The sequence below is a fragment of the Mycobacterium sp. SA01 genome, from assembly GCF_041287105.1.
In the GTDB taxonomy this organism is placed as follows: domain Bacteria; phylum Actinomycetota; class Actinomycetes; order Mycobacteriales; family Mycobacteriaceae; genus Mycobacterium.
Genome location: NZ_JBGGNO010000020.1, coordinates 261,513 through 277,764, shown reverse-complemented (window position 1 = coordinate 277,764; position 16,252 = coordinate 261,513). Strand labels below are relative to the sequence as shown.

Here is a 16,252-nt window from a genome sequence, read left to right as displayed (position 1 = left end):
GATGGTCAGTCTGCCGCCGGTCGGCAGCCGGGTGAGCATCCGCTACCGCCTGCCCGCGGGGACCACACCGCCGATGTCCGACGTGATCGGTGAGCTGCTGGCGCAGGACCCGATGATCGTGGTGCGCACCAAGTCCGACGGCGTGGTGGAGGTCCGCCGAGCTGATGTGGTTGCGGTACGCGAGCTCAGCGTGGTTCCGGTGCGCACCTCCGAGATCCGCAACCTCGAGCACGCGGCCGCACTGGCCTGGCCGGGCACCGAACAGAGCTGGCACGACGGCTGGCTGCTGCGGGCCGCGGGCGGGTACACCAGTCGAGCCAACTCGGCTGTGCCACTCGACTTCTCGTCGAACATCACCGCCCTGCCCGCGATCGTCGACTGGTACGCGCAACGCGACCTGCAGCCGTGGCTGGCGCTGCCGGAGCGACTATTGCCGATTCGCGCCGACGGCATCAAGCACACCCGGGTGATGGTCACCGACGTCACCGCCACCGAGCCGGACGAGGCGGTGACCTTCCTGCCGAGCCCGGATGCGGCCTGGCTGGCGTGCTACCAGCGCGACGTGCCGCCTGAGGTACTGACGGCGGTGGTCGACGGCGAGGTCGTCTTCGCCTCGACGGCCGGCGCCGGGGTCGGGCGCGGGGCGATCACCACCGCACCCGACGGCACCCGCTGGCTGGGCATCTCGGCCGTGCACGTCGACACCGAACACCGCAGGCGCGGGCACGCCCGCCGGCTGTGCCTGGCCCTGCTCGACTGGGGCGCGCACCGCGGCGCCGACCGGGCGTACGTGCAGGTGCTGAACGACAACTCGGGCGCGATCATGCTGTATCACTCGCTGGGTTTTCGGCTGCATCATCACCACCGCTACGTCGATGCCCGGTCGTTGAGCCCCCGTACGCTGTAGGCCATGTCTGCCGACGTCTTGCGCCTGGCCACCTGGAATGTGAATTCGATTCGCGCGAGGGTGGACCGGGTCGTGGACTGGCTCGGCCGCGCCGATGTCGACGTGCTGGCCATGCAGGAAACCAAATGCGCCGACGACCAGTTCCCCACCATGCCGTTCCTGGAGGCCGGCTACGAGGTGGTGCACTGCGGGTTCAACCAGTGGAACGGCGTGGCGATCGCCTCCCGCGTCGGCTTCGACGACGTCGAGGTCGGCTTCGACGGCCAGCCGTCGTGGGGCAAGGACGCCGACGCCAAGGCCGAGGCCCGCGCCCTGGCGGCCACCTGCGGCGGCGTACGGGTGTGGAGCCTGTATGTGCCCAACGGCCGTACGCTGGCCGATCCGCACTATCAGTACAAGCTGGAATGGCTTGCCGCTCTCCGCAATACGGCGGAGTCGTGGCTGCGCGACGATCCGCAGGCGCCGATTGCCCTGGTCGGCGACTGGAACATCGCGCCGATGGACGACGACGTCTGGGACATCTCCGTGTTCGACGGCGCCACCCACGTGTCGGAACCGGAACGCAAGGCGTTCAACGACATCGTCGAGACCAGGTTCACCGACGTGGTGCGCCCGTTCACCCCCGGCCCCGGGGTCTACACCTACTGGGATTACACCCAGCTGGCGTTCCAGAAGCGTCGCGGCATGCGCATCGACTTCATCCTGGGCTCACCGGCATTGGCCGAACGGGTGACGCACGCCGAGATCGTCAAGGACGAACGCCGCCCGGGTAAGAAGGGCGATCCCTCCCCCAGCGACCATGCCCCGGTGCTGGTCGATGTGAGCCGCTAGGCGTCCTCAGACCTTCGCGGGCTCGCTGACCTTCACCAGCATCTTGCCGATGTTGGCACCGGTGAACAGTCCGTTGAGCGCGTCGACGCAGGCTTCCAGACCGTCGAAGACAGTTTCGCGGTGCACCAGCTTGCCCTCGGATTCCCAGCGCCGCAGATCGGCGAACGCCTCATCGAAGCGGCCCCACATGTCCAGGGCGTTGAACCCCTGCATCGAGGCGGTCTTGGCCAGCAGGTTGACGTAGTTGGCCGGCCCGGGATGCTCGCCGGTCAGGTAGCTGGAGATGACCCCGCACAGCACGACCCGCGCCTTGGGTGCCAGCCGACCCAGCACGGCGTTCAGGATCGGACCGCCGACGTTGTCGAAGTAGACGTCAACACCCTTGGGGCAGTGCTGTTTCAGCGAGGCGGCGATGTCGTCGTTCTTGTAGTCGATGCAGGCGTCGAATCCGAAGTCCTCGACCACCGCCCGGCACTTGTCCGGGCCGCCGGCGATGCCGACCACCCGGGCACCGGCGATCTTGGCGATCTGCCCCGCCACCGAACCGGTGGCACCGGCCGCCGCCGACACCACCACCGTCTCGCCCTCTTTCGGACGGCCGATGTCGGTCATCCCGAAGTAGGCGGTGGCGCCGGTCGGTCCGTACACGCTCATGATGGCCAGCTGATCGGTCTCGCCGGGGATCGGGGTGCTGAACATGTCGTCGCGGATGACGGCGTAGTCCTGAAACCCGGTCAGGGTGGTGACGATGTCCCCGACCGCGAACGCGTCGCAGCGCGATTCCACCACCTCACCGATACCGGCGGCGCGGATGACCTCGCCGAGCTGCACCGGCGGCAGGTAACTCGGCTGATCGTCCAGCCAGGTGCGGACCGCGGCATCCAGGCCCACGTAGGTGGTGCGCAGCAGCGCCTCCCCCTCGGCGAGGTCGGGTGCGTGGGTGGTGATCAGCTCGGTGTCGGTGGATTGCACCAGGCCCGAGGGGCGGCGGCGAAGGAGTATCTGGCGGTTCGTCAGCGCGGGCACGGTGTCCGAAGCTACCGAAGGCAGCGCCGATTCGGAGGCCAGTTGGGACAGTCGCGATGCGGCGGCATGACACGCCACCACTGCCCAGCAAACGGCGAAGACGTTCCATCATCGCGGCCAGGATGATTTGATGGCAGTGCCACGGCCGGTCCGTGGTTCCAAGGGGGAGGTCTCGGTGCGCCGCGCAACCGCAATGTTCTGTTACAAGCCTGCAGCTTTCACGGCAGCCGTCGCCGTGTCGATGTCGACGTTGTTCGCCGGAATCCCGGTGAGCTCCGCCGACCCGGACGACGGCGACGGCGGCAGCAGCTACGACGATGGTGGCGGATACGACGACGGCGGCTATGACGACGGCGGTGCCTACGACGAGGGCGGCGTGGATTTCGACGACCCGGGGGACGTCGACGACGGCGGCATGGATGATGCGCCCGAGGTGGACGACCCCGCCGACGAGGACGCGCCGGAGTCGTCGGGAGAGGACCAGCAGGAGCCCGAGCAGGCCCAGCAGCCAACGGGCGAGGAGCCTGGCGCCGAGGATGAGCACCCCGACGGCGAGCACTCGGACGGCGAGCACTCGGACGGCGGCCCCGCGGAGCCGTCCGCCCCGGACACCCACAGCCCCGACGACGAACCGAATCCCACCGCGGACCCGGACGACGAGCCCGACGCCGAGCCCAAGCCGGACACCGCCGAGGTCCCGCGCGACGACGGCACGACCGCTCGGCGCGGCAGGGTCGTCGGCCCGAAGACCACCACCAAGGGTGCCCGTTCCTACGCGAACAAAGTGAAGGCCGCAGTCCCCCGGCCGGCCCGATCCAGGGGTGGGCGGCTGACCAGTCCGGTCAAGAAATGGAACTCCCGCTGGACCTCATACGACCGGTACTACCGGCCGGTCTTCATCAACCCATACCAGGCACCGCTGCGGGTGGTATACGAATCCGGTGGTACACCAAGGACATTCACTGTCCCGCCGATGCAACGGGCGGTGATCGACACCCCAGGACCCGGCGTGTACAGCTTCACCGCGTCGACTGAAACCGGTTCTGCCCCACCGACCAACATCGCGGTCGGCAGCTTCTCCGGCGGCGGCTTCAAACCGGCGCCCGGGCAGGCGCCCCCGCAGAAGCCGGCACCGCTCAACATCATCAAGAACGCCCTTGTCCAAGTGACGTTCGACCAAGGCACCTCCGCGCCGTTCCGGGTGCGCACGCTGACAGATCTGGGCAAGGACCCCGCCGTCGGCGATGCCACGCGGGTTCTCCTCGACGGCGAGATCCCCGCCTGGGGGCAGTGGTCGAAGGACGACCACGGCGAAGCGCTGTTTCAGATCTCCCGGACGCAGCTGCTGCCCGGCGTCGACCCGCCCGCTCAGGACCCGCTGCCCGGCTACGACATCAAACTCGTTGCCGGCCTACAGGCGCCCCCGGCACAGGCTCAGCGACACCAGAACCGCACGCTGTTGATCGGCGGTGGGGTCGCAGCGGTAGTGGTCCTCGCGGGCGTCGCGATCACCGTCGTGGTGGTTCGCCGGCGGCGTTCCAGTGAGCAGCCGGAGAGTGTGGAGATCGCCGACGGCGGCGCGTGAGCCGTCGCCGTGATCCCGCGCCCCAGAGCACGGGCGGGCATTGTCCGTAGTATTTGGCGAATGGCGCAGATCGGCTGGACTCTCGTTGCCGCTCTCGCGCCGGTGATGCTCGCATCGTGCGGCGCCCCCACATCCGCGACACCGTCACCGACCTCGGTGGTCGCGTCGAGCGGCGCGGAGTTGCCGTCGACGATTCCGTCGAGCCCGGGGCAGCCGTGCCACCTGGCGCCGGTGCGTGACCTCATCGAGTGGCACAGATCCAGCCATCCGCCCAGCGTGGACGGTTCGACAGGGCCTGCAGCGTCAGCGGTCAGACTTGGCAACGTGAACCTCGTCGGCTGCAAGAGCGTGCTCGACGGGTGGGTGGAAGATCATTCGGTCAGCGACGCCGAAACCGCAGCAGGGTTTCGCGACTGCTCCGAGATCGCCTGGGCTGATGACAATCCCGGCTATGACGTTCACGCCGTACCGGCACCGCGCCTGAAAAAGGTTCTCCTGCAGGCCGGCAACGACTGCTGATCCGCGCCGGTCGCTCGCCCTGCTGTCCATCGGTCGTTGCGGTCCGCGCCATCGCCGGGTTTCCGGGAGATGAACATTCCGCGATTCGTGTGGCGCGCACGGCTGTCCGCAAGAACCATGGTCGAGATGGGGTCGTTTGTGTCGGTGTACGTCGATTGGGCAGCGACGGTGGAGCACGTTCGTGCGGCCGCCAGGCAACTTCCATTGCCTGTGGGCGTGCAGGGCATCGACGTGGTGGAGGCCGGCGATACGTTCGGCTGCCGGATCGCCGTCGATCTGACCGGTGACTTCGACGAGCAGCGCGACGGGACCCGCATCGCCCGATCCTTCGCCGCCCAGCTCTCCGATGCGCTCGCCGTCCCGGCGTTCGCGCTTCGTGACCTGATCTTGGTCGGCCGTTCGGATTCGTGATCCGTAGCCGTTCTCGGCTGGTCACGGTCTGTTCGAGCGGGCGTGCTGGGCTCTGAGGGTGAGCTCGGACCTCAGCATCCCGATCCCGAAAAGCACTGCGCATCAGGCGTTGACCTGTATCGACGCACTCATCGAAGAATATCGACGGCAGCGTCCGGCCGGCGGTGCCAGGATGGTCGGCGATCTGCTCGAGTTCCGGGAGGCGATCGCGCAGAGCATGCGCGCCTCGCGGGACCGCACCGCCCGGATGGGCGCCCTCACCCTGTCCAGGATCTCCGAGCGCCTGACCGCATGCGCACAAGCCGAGGTCGGGCCGGCCGAACTGCAGGCCGCAATGTGGCGCACCGCGGGACGGTTACATCGCTGGGTCGCCGAGGGCAGCGCCCCGCCGCCGGCTACTCGGTCGTCGTCGCGGGCGCCTGGTCTTCGGTGACCTCCGCGACGCCGTAGCGGCCCGGGTTGAACATCGAGGCGATCGCGCCGATCACCATCATCAGCGCGGCCGCACCGAACACCACCACCAAGCCGGAGTGGAACGGTTCGGTGATCAGATTCGGGAAGAACGTCTGCCCGGTCAGCACGTCGGCGTTGACGCCGGGCTGGTGCAACGCATTGTAGGGCGCCAGGAGCTCGCCGATCGGGTTGTACCCCAGGAACGCCGCGAACAGGCTGCCGACGGGCGGCAGGTTGGCGACGTCATGGGCTACCGAAGCCGAAATACCTTGAGCCTGAAGGCCTGCGCTCATCGCAGCGGGCAGGGTGTGGGCCAGCCCGACGATCATCAGTGAGAAGAAGATCCCGATGGACAGCGAATTGCCCGCGTTGAAGAACGTCGAGCGCACCCCGGAGGCGGCCCCGCGCTGCGACGCGGGGACGCTCGACATGATGGCCGCGGTGTTGGGTGCGGTGAAGATGCCACCGCCGATGCCGTTGAGGAACACCAGAACCGCGAACACCCAGTAGTTGAAGTTCACCGGAATCAACAGCAGGGCAACGAAAGTGACCGCCATCAAAAGCATGCCGCCGACGGTGAACGGCCGCGCGCCGAACCGGTCGGCGAGCGACCCGGCGATCGGTGCTGCGGCCAGGAAACCGAACGTCGCGGGCAACAAGTAGATGCCGGCCCACAGCGGAGTGGATTCGAAGCTGTAGCCGTGCAACGGAAGCCAGATGCCCTGCAACCAGATGATCAACATGAACTGCAGGCCGCCGCGGCCGACGGAGGACATCAGCCCGGCGAGGTTGCCCATGCCGAAGGCCGCCGACCGGAACAGCCGGATGTCGACCATCGGTTGCGACACGCGCAACTCGATGAAACAGAACACCACCAGCAGCGCCAGCCCGCCGATGATCGAGCCCAGCACCATCGGGCTCGTCCAGCCGGTCGTCGAATCGCCGTAGGGCTGGATGCCGTAGGTGATGCCGATGAGCAACACGGTCAGCCCGACACCGAAGGTGATGGTGCCTGCCCAGTCGACGCGGCCCGGGTTTCGCACGCCCAGTTCCTTCAGCGAGCGCACGCTCCAGAGGGTGCCGATCACGCCGATCGGCACACCCACCCAGAAGATCGCTTGCCAGTGCACCTCGGAGAGCACGCCGCCGATCAGCAGGCCCAGGAACGAGCCGGCAACGGCGGCGACCATGTTGACGCCCAGCGCCATGCCACGCTGGTTGGCCGGGAAGGCGTCGGTGAGGATGGCCGACGACGACGACATCAGCATCGCGCCGCCGACGCCCTGGACCACCCGCCAGGCGATCAGCCAGATCGCGCCGCCATCGAGGTGGAACGGATCGAATGACAGCGCGATGGCCGCCAGGGTGAACACAACGAAGCCGATGTTGTAGATCCGCACCCGACCGAACATGTCGCCGAGTCGGCCGAACGGAACCACCAGAACCGCGGTCACCACGAGGTAGCCCATCAGCATCCACAGCAGGTAGCTGACGTTGCCGGGCGCGAGCGGGTTCAGGTCGATACCGCGGAAGATCGCGGGCAGGGAGATCAGGACGATCGAGGCGTTGATCGAGGCCAGCAGGATGCCGAGCGTCGTATTGGACAGGACCACCCACTTGTAGTGCGGGTGGTCGTGGTCCATCCGGCGGCGGCGCCGGTCGGTCTCGGCCAGGGCCGGGTCAAGCTCCGTCGTCACGGGCGAATCTCGTTTCGTGTGCAATCGTCCAGCAAAAAGCAATGGGCGCCGTCCGGCGCAATAACGCATATGTTAGCTATACAAATCATTCGGAGCCAATCGTTGTCCCGGCTCTCGCGGTCCCGCTCACCCATCGAATTTCACGTTTCGCAGCGAAAGGTCGAGTGGGCAGCCGCAAAACGTGAAAATCGGCGAGGCTCGGTCATGGCCTCCAGCCGCGGGACCGCAAGAGCTTGGCGGCGCGCCGGATGATCTCGTCAGCGCCGTCCTCTTTGATCACATGGTCGACCGTCCACCCAAGGCTTTCCACAATTGGGCGCAGCCGCAGATCCTTTACGTACGCGCGGCGATCGGTTCGATGTACGTCGCCGTCGTACTCCGAGCCGACCCGGAATTCCTCCCAGCCGAGATCGAGAATCCGCACCGCCCGCCACCCGTCGAACACCGGGACCTGCGTCGTGGGACGCGGGAGCCCGGCGTCGATGTAGAGCAACCGCAGCCGCGTCTCCTGCGGCGAGGCCGCCCCACCGTCGACCAGGGGCAGCACACCGAACAACTTCCTGAGTCCCCGCGCACCGGGATACCGCTTGGCGAGGATGAGCACGTCCTCAGCGGAGAACACCGAGTTGCGCATGAGCGCATCCATCCTGGCGATGGCATCCCCTCTCGGCAGGTGCCGGCCCAGGTCGAAGGCTGCGCGAGCACGCACCACGACGGGGATGCCTGAAACCTTGGTGACCTCGTCGGGTGCGAGCGACTCCTGACGGACAACCAGACCCGGTTGCGGCCGCGCATGGCGCGGCGATATCAACTCGATGGTCGTGCCTGCGTCGACCCAACTCGCACCGTAGAGACCGGACGCCGCGACGCCGGTGATCACGGCCTGGCGGCCGGTCGCCAACCAGGCCGCCTTCGCCCGGTCCCACAACGTGACTGGTGAATCCTTGGGCATGTACACGCCGCGGAAGAGCGGTTGGTACCAGCGGACCAATTCACTCCTGGTGAGCCGGCCATCGGACAGCGCTTCACGGCCGACGAACACCTCCTGCTTGGCCATGAACGGGAGCATGCCAGCGCCGCCCGACACCGCCGCCGAATTGCACGTGTCGCAGCGAAAGATCGAGTGGGCAGCTGCGAAACGCGAAATTCGCGGCTCGGCTGCTAGCGTGGGCGACGGAACACCAACCACACGGGAGCGCACAACGAGTGCGCTGAGAGGACGGCTGACCGGCCGTCGACCGTAGAACCTGTCCGGGTAATGCCGGCGTAGGGAGTGAACATGACCGATCTCTTTGTCGATCCCACCGTCACCACCGGCCCGATCGCCGGTAGCACGAAGATCTACCGCGACGGCGTTCCGTTTCGCCGGGTGAACCTCTCGAACGACGAACATCTGGACCTCTACGACACCTCGGGCCCCTACACCGACGCCGACGCGGTGATCGACCTGCACGCCGGCTTGCCCGCGCGGCCCGGGATCGTCACCGACCGGGGCACCCAGCTGCAGCGGGCCCGGGCCGGTGAGATCACCGCCGAGATGGCCTTCATCGCCGTGCGGGAGGGCGTCGACGCCGAACTCGTGCGTGACGAGGTGGCGCGCGGCCGGGCGGTGATCCCGGCCAACCATCGCCACCCGGAGAGCGAGCCGATGATCATCGGCAAGGCGTTCGCCGTGAAAGTCAATGCCAATATCGGTAATTCGGCGGTCACCTCGTCAATAGCCGAGGAGGTCGACAAGATGGTGTGGGCCACCCGGTGGGGCGCCGACACCATCATGGACCTGTCCACCGGCGCCGACATCCACACCACCCGGGAGTGGATTCTGCGCAACTCCCCGGTTCCGGTCGGCACGGTGCCGATGTACCAGGCGCTGGAGAAGGTCAAGGGCGACCCGACCCAAATGACGTGGGAGATCTACCGCGACACCGTGATCGAGCAGTGCGAGCAGGGCGTCGACTATATGACCGTGCACGCCGGTGTGCTGTTGCGCCACATCCCGCTGACGGTCAAGCGCGTCACCGGGATCGTCAGTCGCGGCGGAGCGATCATGGCCGCCTGGTGCCTGGCTCATCATCAAGAATCGTTCCTGTACACCAACTTCGAGGAACTGTGCACGATCCTCGCGCGCTATGACGTCACGTTCTCGCTGGGTGACGGCTTGCGCCCGGGTTCGATCGCCGACGCCAACGATGCGGCTCAATTCGCCGAACTGGCCACCCTGGGCGAGCTGACGAAGATCGCGAAAGCCGCTGGGGTGCAGGTGATGATCGAGGGCCCCGGCCATGTGCCGATGCACAAGATCGTCGAGAACGTTCGCCTCGAAGAGGAGCTGTGCGAGGAGGCGCCGTTCTACACGCTGGGGCCGCTCGCGACCGACATCGCACCGGGCTATGACCACATCACCTCGGCGATAGGGGCGGCGATCATCGCCCAGGCCGGCACCGCGATGCTGTGTTACGTCACGCCGAAGGAGCACCTCGGCCTGCCCAACCGCAAGGACGTCAAGGACGGCGTGATCGCTTACAAGATCGCCGCCCATTCCGCCGATCTGGCCAAGGGCCACCCACGTGCGCAGGAACGCGACGACGCGCTCTCGCGGGCCCGGTTCGACTTCCGCTGGCACGACCAGTTCGCGCTGTCCCTGGACCCCGACACCGCCCGGGAGTTCCACGACGAGACCCTGCCCGCCGAGCCCGCCAAAACCGCACACTTCTGCTCGATGTGCGGGCCGAAGTTCTGCTCGATGCGCATCACGCAGGACATTCGCGACGCCATGGACACCAAATCCGAGGAGTTCGCCGCACACGGCAACCGGGTGTACATCCCTCTGGAAAACTCAGTGCCGTGAATCTGCTCCCCCTGACCCCGCCGGGACAGACGCCACTTCGCGTCATGACCATCGCCGGCTCCGATTCCGGTGGCGGCGCGGGCATCCAGGCCGATATGCGCACGTTCGCCCTGCTCGGGGTGCACTCACTGGTCGCTGTGACCGCGGTGACCGTACAGAACTCATTGGGCGTCAAGGGTTTTCACGAAATTCCGACGGACGTGATCGCCGGTCAGATCTCGGCGGTGGTCACCGACATCGGCGTACAGGCCGCCAAGACCGGCATGCTGGCCTCCTCGCAGATCATCGACACGGTGGCGGGCACATGGCGTGACCTCGGCCTGGCGGGCACCACACCGTTCGTCGTCGACCCGGTCTGCGCCTCGATGCACGGCGACCCGCTGCTGCATCCGTCGGCACTGGAGACCCTGCGCAGCCAGCTCTTTCCGCTGGCCAGTCTGGTCACCCCCAATCTCGACGAGGTCCGATTGCTGGTCGGTATCGACGTCGTCGACGAGCAGACCCAGCGCGATGCCGCCAAGGCGCTGCACGCACTCGGCCCGCAGTGGGCGCTGGTCAAGGGCGGCCATCTACGGGGGTCGACGCACAGTCCGGACCTGCTCTACGACGGCACCGACTTCCACGAGTTCGACGCGCCGCGGGTGGACACCGGCCACGACCACGGCGCCGGCGACACGCTGGGGGCGGCCACCGCATGCGCCCTGGCTCACGGGTACTCGATGCCCGACGCGGTGGCGTTCGGCAAGGCGTGGGTCACGGAGTGTCTCCGCGCGGCCTATCCGCTTGGCAGCGGCCACGGCCCGGTGTCGGCGCTGTGGCGGCTGCAGTCATGACCGACCTCGACGAGATCGCCGGCGTCGCACACGAACCGGACGGCACCCCGGCCGGCGTGGTGGTGTTGACCCACGGCGCCGGCGGCAGCCGGGAGTCGCCCCTGCTGATCAGGATCTGCGACGAGTGGGCCGCCCGCGGCTGGCTCGCGATCCGCTACAACCTGCCGTACCGCCGGCGGCGCCCGAAGGGCCCGCCGTCGGGATCGGCGGCCGGCGACCGGGCCGGAGTCGTCGACGCACTCACGCTGGCCCGCTCGCTGGCCGCCGGTCCGCTGCTGGCCGGCGGACATTCCTATGGCGGTCGGCAGACCTCGATGGTCGTCGCCGAGCATCCCGGCCTCGTCGACGTGCTGACCCTGTTCTCCTACCCCCTGCATCCGCCCGGCAAGCCGGACCGGTTGCGCACCGAACACTTCGGCGGCATCACCGTGCCGACGGTGTTCACGCACGGCACCGCCGATCCGTTCGGCACCATCGACGAACTCCGCGAGGCGGCCACGCTCATCCCCGCGCCGGTGTCGATCGTCGACGTCACCGGCGCCCGCCACGACCTCGGCTCCAAGAAGCTCGACGTGCCGGCCCTCGCCGTCGCCGCCGCGCTGTCGGCGTTGCCCTGAGCGCAGCTCGACGCGGTGAACACCGTCGGCCGAGACGACATCAGTCCCCGGAATTGGGGTCTTACGGCGTATCTTACTGACGAGTAAGATACGGTATTCTGTTCGCATGCCAACGCAGTACGACGCGATCATCGTGGGCGCCGGTTTCGGAGGAATCGGTGCGGCGATCCAGCTCAAGCGCCTCGGATTCGACAACTTCGTCATTCTCGACCGCGAGGACGATCTGGGCGGCACCTGGTACGTCAACCACTACCCCGGGCTGACCGTCGACGTCCCCACCACCACGTATTCGTATTTCTTCGAGCCCAACCCGAACTGGGACCGGTTGTTCTCCACCGGTGCCGAGATCAAGCAGTACGCCGACAACGTCGCCGACAAGTACGACGTGCGCCGCCACATCCGGTTCAACACGACCGTCGAAAGCGCGCGCTGGGACGAAGAAGACAAGCTGTGGCGGGTCACGGTCGCCGACGGTGACACCCTCGCGGCGCGGTACCTGATCACCGCGACGGGCTTCTTGTCGCAACCGCGCACGCCGGAGATTCCCGGCATCGACACCTTCGAGGGCACCATCGTCCACACCGCCGCCTGGGACGACACCTACGACGCGACCAACCGCAAGATCGGCATCATCGGCACCGGCGCCACCGCGGTCCAGCTCATCCCCGAATTGGCCCGCGACGCCGCCGATCTCACCGTGTATCAACGCACCGCGATCTACGTGGTGCCCAAGGTGGACATCACGTTCTCCGCCAGGGCCAAGCGACTGTTCGCCCGCGTACCGCTGGCGCAGCGCGTCATCCGCGCGATCACCGACTTCGCCTACGAGGTGCTGGTGGACTGGGGAGTCCTGCACTACAACCGCTTCCCGCTCGGGAATCGCATTGCGGCCTACCTCTCCCAGCTGTGGCGCTTCGCCGTCATCCGGGACAAAGAGCTGCGACGCAAGCTCACCCCGGACTACGACTTCGGCTGCAAACGGCCGACGTTCTCCAACAAGTTCTATCGGGCGTTCACCCGACCGAACGTGCACCTGCAGTCCAGCGGGATCGACCACATCGAGGCCGACGGCATCGTCGCCAACGACGGCACCAAGTCCGTCATCGACACCCTGGTGCTGGCAACAGGTTTCGATCTCTGGGAAGCCAACTTCCCCGCCATCGAGGTGATCGGTCGCGACGGCCGTAATCTCGGGAAGTGGTGGCGCGAAACCCGATTCCAGGCCTATCAAGGCGTATCGGTTCCGTACTTCCCCAACTTCCTCAGCCTGGCCAGTCCGTACGCGTTCCTCGGCTTGAACTTCTTCAATTCGATGGAATATCAGATGCGGCACATGGACCGGCTGTTCGGCGAGCTGAAGCAACGCGGGGCAACCACGTTCGAGATCACCGAAGAAGCCAACACCCGCTATCTGGACGAGATGACCGAGCTGCTCGGCACGTCTTTGTTCACCCTCGGCAATTGCGCGACGGCGCGGTCGTACTATTTCAATCCCAGTGGTGAGGCGACGCTGTTGCGGCCGATGACTACGCATGAGGCACTACGCGAAGCGTCGACGTACCCGCTCTCCGACTACCACATCAGTTGACCTGCGAGAGGACGTCGATGTCTGCAGAGCCGTTGATCAAAGCGACCGGGCTGGTGGTGGCCGCCACCGGGTTGTCGCACTTCGTGCGCCCGGAGCTGTTCGAATCCGCCACCAAGTCGGCGTTTCCGGACAACACGTTGCAGCACACCTACATCGACGGCGGCATCGAGACCGCGATCGGGCTGGCCCTGATCGCACCCAAGACGCGCAAGCTCGCGGTGGCCGGGTTGCTCGCCTACGGCGCCTATCTGGGCGCCAACATCGTCCGCAACCGCTGACTTTCAAGATCACAGTTCCGACAAGTTTTACGGCACCGTCAGATTTTTCGCTTACATTGATCGAGCACGAAAGGTCGGGGGACCGTGCCGGACCGGCTTGGGCGCGGGCAACTGCTCCCAGGTCGGTCCGCATTCATCTTCAGCGCTTAACATCCCGCCGGTGAGCACGCTGCAGCGACGCCTGGGCACCACCGACGCCGTGATCATCGGGCTCGGCTCGATGGTCGGGGCCGGCATCTTCGTCGCGCTGGCGCCCGCCGCGGCGGCGGCCGGATCCTGGTTGCTGGTCGGGTTGGCGGTTGCCGCTGTCGTCGCCTACTGCAATGCCAACTCCTCCGCGCGACTGGCGGCCCGCTACCCGCAGTCCGGCGGCACCTACGTCTACGGGCGGGAACGGCTCGGCGACTTCTGGGGCTACCAGGCCGGCTGGAGCTTCGTCGTCGGCAAGACCGCGTCGTGTGCGGCGATGGCGCTGACCGTCGGCTTCTACGTATGGCCCGCCTACGCCCATGCGGTGGCTGTCGCCGCGGTGATCGCGCTGACAGCGGTGAACTATCGCGGTATCCAGAAATCGGCGCTACTGACCCGCATCATCGTCGCCGTCGTGCTGGCGGTGCTGGCCGCCGTCGTGGTGATCGTGGCCGCCTCGGGACACGGGGACGTCGACCAGTTGCGGCTCGGCCACGGCACGGTGCTCGGTGTGCTGCAGGCGGCGGGTCTGCTGTTCTTCGCGTTCGCCGGCTATGCGCGGATCGCCACCCTCGGTGAGGAGGTGCGCGATCCGGCCCGGACCATCCCGCGGGCCATCCCCCTGGCACTCGGGCTTGCGCTGGTCATCTACGCGGCCGTCGCGGTCACGGTGCTCACGGCTCTGGGGCCGGACCGATTGGCAACCGCCGCAGCACCATTGGCGGACGCGGTGCGGGCTGCCGGGGCGGCCGGCTTCGAGCCGGTGGTGCGGGTCGGCGCGGCGGTGGCGGCGCTGGGCTCCCTGCTGTCGCTGATTCTCGGGGTGTCGAGAACCACCCTGGCGATGGCGCGCGATCACCACCTGCCCGCCGGGCTGGCGACCGTGCATCCGCGCTTCGGCGTTCCGCACCGCGCCGAGGTGGCCGTCGGGGTGGTGGTCGCGGTGCTCGCCGCGGTGGCCGATGTCCGTGCGGTGATCGGGTTTTCGTCGTTCGCGGTGCTGGTGTACTACGCGGTCGCGAACGCCTCGGCGTGGACGTTGGGGCGCCGCAGCATTCCCGGGGTCGGTTTGGTCGGTTGCGTGGTGTTGTCGGTCGCGCTGCCACTTCCGGCCGTGCTGTCCGGGGTGGGGGTGCTCGTCCTTGGCGCCGTCATCTATGCGGTTCGGCGGTTACGGTATGACCGTGATTCCCATGACCTGGACACCGGTGGAAAGCCGGGCTGACCAGAACTTTGTCGTCGCCCCGCATGAGCGGTTGAGCTGGCCGCGCACACTCGGTATCGGCGCCCAGCATGTGGTCGCCATGTTCGGCGCCACATTCCTGGTGCCGGTGCTCACCGGGTTCCCGCCGGCCACCACGCTGCTGTTCTCCGGTATCGGGACACTGCTGTTCCTGGTGATCACCGGCAACCGACTGCCGAGCTATCTCGGCTCCAGCTTCTCGGTGATCGCGCCGGTGACCGCCGCGGTGGCCTCGCATGGAGCCGGCAGTGCGCTGGGCGGGCTGATCGCGGTGGGTGTGCTGCTCATCGTGATCGGCCTGGCCGTGCACCTGGCCGGCACCCGCTGGATCGACATCGCGCTGCCGCCGGTCGTCACCGGCGCGATCGTCGCGCTGATCGGGTTCAACCTGGCACCGGCCGCCAAGACGAACTTCGAGAAGGGCCCGCTGGTCGGCATCGTCACGCTGGTGCTACTGGTCGCGGCGCTGGCGTTCTTCCGCGGCATCATCGGACGGCTGGCGATCTTCCTGGCCGTGGTCGCCGGTTATCTGTTGGCGCTGACACTCGGCCAGGTGGACACCGCGGGGATCGCAGCTGCCGGGTGGATCGGACTCCCGGAGTTCCAGACGCCGACGCTGAACCTCTCGGTCCTGCCGATGTTCCTGCCCGCGGTGATCGCGCTGATCGCCGAGAACATCGGGCACGTGAAATCGGTGGGTCAGATGACCGGGGTCGACACCGACCCGCTGACCGGCCGTGCGCTGGCGGCGGACGGTGTCGCGACCGTGCTGGCCGGTTTCGGTGGCGGCTCGGCCACCACCACCTATGCCGAGAACATCGGCGTGATGGCTGCCACCCGGGTGTACTCCACCGCCGCCTATTGGGTGGCCGGTGTGACCGCGATCCTGTTGGCGTTGTGCCCCAAGGTCGGAGCGACGATCTCGGCGATCCCACCCGGTGTGCTCGGCGGTGCGACGATCGTGCTCTACGGCCTGGTCGGCGTGCTGGGTGTGCGGATCTGGCTGACCAATCGGGTGGACTTCAGCCTGCCGATCAACCAGATGACCGCCGCGATCGCACTGATCATCGGCATCGCCGACTTCACGTGGAAGATCGGCAATCTCACGTTCACCGGCATTGCGCTCGGTTCGATCGCCGCGCTCGTCATCTACCACGGCATGCGGGCGTTGGGGGTGCTGCGCGGCGCACCGTCATAACGCGCATCGAATCTGCGCTCACGGCATCG

17 protein-coding genes and 1 riboswitch are annotated in these 16,252 nt (G+C 67.3%); of the genes, 14 read left to right on the top strand and 3 right to left on the bottom strand.

Annotated elements, in window-relative coordinates:
• Position 1 precedes the first annotated feature (1 nt).
• Positions 2 to 907 carry an N-acetyltransferase family protein gene (locus AB4879_RS20465; protein ID WP_370509052.1) on the top strand — a complete coding sequence of 302 codons (906 nt, stop codon included), beginning with the start codon at positions 2 to 4 and terminating at the stop codon, positions 905 to 907.
• An 18-nt stretch (positions 908 to 925) separates the two neighbouring features.
• Positions 926 to 1,738, top strand: coding sequence for an exodeoxyribonuclease III (locus tag AB4879_RS20460; protein WP_370509536.1), 813 nt, complete (start codon positions 926 to 928; stop codon positions 1,736 to 1,738).
• A 6-nt stretch (positions 1,739 to 1,744) separates the two neighbouring features.
• Here the strand turns inward: AB4879_RS20460 and AB4879_RS20455 are convergent, their stop codons facing one another.
• Complete coding sequence (locus tag AB4879_RS20455) at positions 1,745 to 2,764, bottom strand: NADP-dependent oxidoreductase (RefSeq protein ID WP_102805384.1); 1,020 nt, start codon at positions 2,762 to 2,764, stop codon at positions 1,745 to 1,747.
• A 130-nt stretch (positions 2,765 to 2,894) separates the two neighbouring features.
• On the opposite strand from AB4879_RS20455, the gene AB4879_RS20450 reads away from it, so the two are divergent.
• The 5 genes from AB4879_RS20450 to AB4879_RS20430 all read left to right on the top strand — a co-directional run bounded on the left by AB4879_RS20450 (position 2,895) and on the right by AB4879_RS20430 (position 5,712).
• A complete protein-coding gene (locus AB4879_RS20450) occupies positions 2,895 to 4,349 on the top strand; it encodes a hypothetical protein (protein ID WP_370509051.1) in 1,455 nt (484 codons plus the stop codon).
• Positions 4,350 to 4,465: 116 nt separating this feature from the next.
• Complete coding sequence (locus AB4879_RS20445) at positions 4,466 to 4,588, top strand: hypothetical protein (RefSeq protein ID WP_370509050.1); 123 nt, start codon at positions 4,466 to 4,468, stop codon at positions 4,586 to 4,588.
• 85 nt (positions 4,589 to 4,673) lie between these two features.
• On the top strand, positions 4,674 to 4,868 hold the full coding sequence (locus tag AB4879_RS20440) for a hypothetical protein (RefSeq protein ID WP_142391306.1): 195 nt from the start codon (positions 4,674 to 4,676) through the stop codon (positions 4,866 to 4,868).
• Between the two features lie 126 nt (positions 4,869 to 4,994).
• Positions 4,995 to 5,279, top strand: a complete 285-nt coding sequence (locus tag AB4879_RS20435) for a hypothetical protein (RefSeq protein ID WP_370509049.1) — start codon at positions 4,995 to 4,997, stop codon at positions 5,277 to 5,279.
• A 58-nt stretch (positions 5,280 to 5,337) separates the two neighbouring features.
• The gene (locus tag AB4879_RS20430; RefSeq protein ID WP_370509048.1) at positions 5,338 to 5,712 is read left to right on the top strand and encodes a hypothetical protein; all 375 of its coding nucleotides are present in this window, start codon (positions 5,338 to 5,340) and stop codon (positions 5,710 to 5,712) included.
• Here AB4879_RS20430 and AB4879_RS20425 read toward each other — a convergent pair.
• Positions 5,675 to 7,375, bottom strand: coding sequence for an MFS transporter (locus AB4879_RS20425; RefSeq protein WP_370509535.1), 1,701 nt, complete (start codon positions 7,373 to 7,375; stop codon positions 5,675 to 5,677). The two genes, AB4879_RS20430 and AB4879_RS20425, sit on opposite strands and share 38 nt — an antisense overlap.
• Positions 7,376 to 7,631: 256 nt before the next feature.
• Positions 7,632 to 8,486, bottom strand: a complete 855-nt coding sequence (locus AB4879_RS20420; RefSeq protein WP_370509047.1) for a hypothetical protein — start codon at positions 8,484 to 8,486, stop codon at positions 7,632 to 7,634.
• A gap of 122 nt (positions 8,487 to 8,608) precedes the next feature.
• Positions 8,609 to 8,719, top strand: a riboswitch (TPP riboswitch).
• On the opposite strand from AB4879_RS20420, the gene thiC reads away from it, so the two are divergent.
• The 7 genes from thiC to AB4879_RS20385 all read left to right on the top strand — a co-directional run bounded on the left by thiC (position 8,709) and on the right by AB4879_RS20385 (position 16,223).
• Positions 8,709 to 10,277, top strand: coding sequence for a phosphomethylpyrimidine synthase ThiC (gene thiC, locus AB4879_RS20415; RefSeq protein ID WP_370509046.1), 1,569 nt, complete (start codon positions 8,709 to 8,711; stop codon positions 10,275 to 10,277). It overlaps the preceding riboswitch by 11 nt.
• A complete protein-coding gene (gene thiD / locus AB4879_RS20410; protein ID WP_102805200.1) occupies positions 10,274 to 11,110 on the top strand; it encodes a bifunctional hydroxymethylpyrimidine kinase/phosphomethylpyrimidine kinase in 837 nt (278 codons plus the stop codon). Before thiC ends, thiD begins: the two co-directional genes overlap by 4 nt.
• Positions 11,107 to 11,727, top strand: a complete 621-nt coding sequence (locus tag AB4879_RS20405; protein ID WP_370509045.1) for an alpha/beta family hydrolase — start codon at positions 11,107 to 11,109, stop codon at positions 11,725 to 11,727. The genes thiD and AB4879_RS20405 overlap by 4 nt, the downstream gene beginning before the upstream one ends.
• A 106-nt stretch (positions 11,728 to 11,833) precedes the next feature.
• Positions 11,834 to 13,315, top strand: coding sequence for a flavin-containing monooxygenase (locus AB4879_RS20400; RefSeq protein ID WP_370509044.1), 1,482 nt, complete (start codon positions 11,834 to 11,836; stop codon positions 13,313 to 13,315).
• A gap of 17 nt (positions 13,316 to 13,332) precedes the next feature.
• Complete coding sequence (locus tag AB4879_RS20395) at positions 13,333 to 13,593, top strand: hypothetical protein (RefSeq protein ID WP_102805197.1); 261 nt, start codon at positions 13,333 to 13,335, stop codon at positions 13,591 to 13,593.
• Positions 13,594 to 13,813: 220 nt separating this feature from the next.
• Positions 13,814 to 15,007 (top strand): APC family permease, encoded by a 1,194-nt coding sequence (locus tag AB4879_RS20390; RefSeq protein ID WP_370509534.1) that lies wholly within the window; start codon positions 13,814 to 13,816, stop codon positions 15,005 to 15,007.
• Positions 14,961 to 16,223, top strand: coding sequence for a uracil-xanthine permease family protein (locus AB4879_RS20385; RefSeq protein WP_370509043.1), 1,263 nt, complete (start codon positions 14,961 to 14,963; stop codon positions 16,221 to 16,223). The genes AB4879_RS20390 and AB4879_RS20385 overlap by 47 nt, the downstream gene beginning before the upstream one ends.
• Positions 16,224 to 16,252: the final 29 nt, after the last annotated feature.